Origin of the sequence: Bacillus sp. NPDC057893 (assembly GCF_042796455.1) — a bacterium.
Classification (GTDB): domain Bacteria; phylum Bacillota; class Bacilli; order Bacillales; family Bacillaceae_G; genus Bacillus_A.
Map to the genome: position 1 here is coordinate 1 of NZ_JBHVNG010000039.1, position 1,696 is coordinate 1,696.

Consider the following 1,696-nt stretch of genomic DNA (forward strand, 5'->3'; position numbering starts at 1 on the left):
CACACCCGTTCCCATACCGAACACGGAAGTTAAGCTCTCTAGCGCCGATGGTAGTTGGGACCTTGTCCCTGTGAGAGTAGGACGTCGCCAAGCAAAAACCTAAGTCGTTTCGACTTAGGTTTTTTTGTGTTTATTTTTATTTACCGAAGGTTAAAATCCATAAATTTAATAACGCTAAAGAAGAAAAAAGAATGAAATAGAGGCTGTATACAATAAGATTTGGACAATAAAGTGATAAAAAGGTTATAAAACAATACATATAAATATATATAAGGTAATAAACACCTTATATATATTTATTGGTTTAGTTGTGGTATGAACAAGAATATTTTTGAGCTTATATGAAAAGGTTATGTGAAAAAAAGCTATCCAGTTCTTTTTCACATAACCTTTTTGTATTTTTAAGGGATTTTACATAAGAAAAAATTTATAATTAAGGTAGTTAACATATATTTTTTGATGGGTGTGGGGAATTATGAAGGAAATATGCATGTTATTAGTGGCTGTTATATTATGGGGGACAGCTATTGCACCAACGAAATGGGCATTAGGATCCATTCAACCGTTTACTTTGTTATTTATTCGTCTTTTCTTTGCGGGTGGAATTTGTATGCTTTTCTCATTTAACGAACTACAAAAAGCAGTTGTACATAAACATATTCCGTGGAAAAGAATGAGTTTACTATCTTTTACTGGTGTAGCTGGGTACTTTATGTTCACATCCTATGGTATTTCTTTAACAAGTGGATTACATGTTAGTATTATTGATGCTGCATTGCCATTAGTTACAATTCTTTTTTCAGCGTTCTTTTTGAAAGAGAAAATTCAGATGGATTATTGGATCGGAATTATGTTTGGGGTTATAGGGGTACTTCTTATTACAATTTCATCTAATAATGCTGATCAAGAGGTATCTTTAATAGGAGATATCCTTATTTTATTAAGCACCTTCTTGTTTGCTTTCTATACAGTATTGTTAAAACAGCCGAAACAGGAACAGTATCTATCAAACAAGGTTTTTACAACATTAACTTTAATTATTGGATCGGTTATTTTATTACCATTTGCAATGGTAGAAACTTTTTATTACGGTTTCCCAAAGATTGAAACCTGGAAGATTGGACTTAGTGTAATGTATCTTGTTATTGGAGCGACAATTTTAGCATATTGGTTTTGGAATAAAGCACTAGAGAGAGTTTCAGCATCAGTAAGTGGATTATATTTAAATGCATTGCCGCTAATAAGTATTGTTGCTTCAATTGTTCTATTAAATGAATCTTTAACGTGGAGAATAGTAATAGGCGGCGGCTTAGTTTTATTTGGAGTGGTATGGGCGGATAAAAGTAAATTAATTGATCTATTTATCATTTCCCGACAGAAAAGTCCCGCCTCAAGGAATGAGTAGGACGATAGTTTAAATAGAGAGGGGGAGTTCAAAAGTTTAAAGAGTGCATGTATATAATGTGTAATTAAAAGGATGTCTTGTATGTAATGGGATGTCCTTTTTTATTATTTTCATTGAAATAGAGAAATAGGATAACTGAAATTAATATAGAAAATACCTTTGGGAATTATTTTTATTATTAATTGAATAAAAGGTATTGACGATTAGCCTATAGAGGTGTAATATAGAACAAGTCGCCGATAGCAACAACGCAGAAAGCGACAAAAGAAATAAAAAAACTTGGTTGACATT

General features: G+C 32.0%; 1 protein-coding gene and 1 rRNA gene. Both read left to right on the top strand.

Annotation, left to right across the window (positions count from 1 at the left end; translation table 11 throughout):
- Positions 1-93: ribosomal RNA gene (gene rrf / locus ACFVQC_RS30145) — 5S ribosomal RNA — on the top strand; the annotation flags it as partial.
- Positions 94-475: 382 nt separating this feature from the next.
- Positions 476-1,405, top strand: a complete 930-nt coding sequence (locus ACFVQC_RS30150) for a DMT family transporter (RefSeq protein WP_377896392.1) — start codon at positions 476-478, stop codon at positions 1,403-1,405.
- Positions 1,406-1,696: the final 291 nt, after the last annotated feature.

What these genes read in the sequence shown, in the direction of transcription:
- ACFVQC_RS30150 (WP_377896392.1), top strand. Translation starts at nt 476, where the DNA reads ATGAAGGAAATATGCATGTTATTAGTGGCTGTTATATTATGGGGGACA.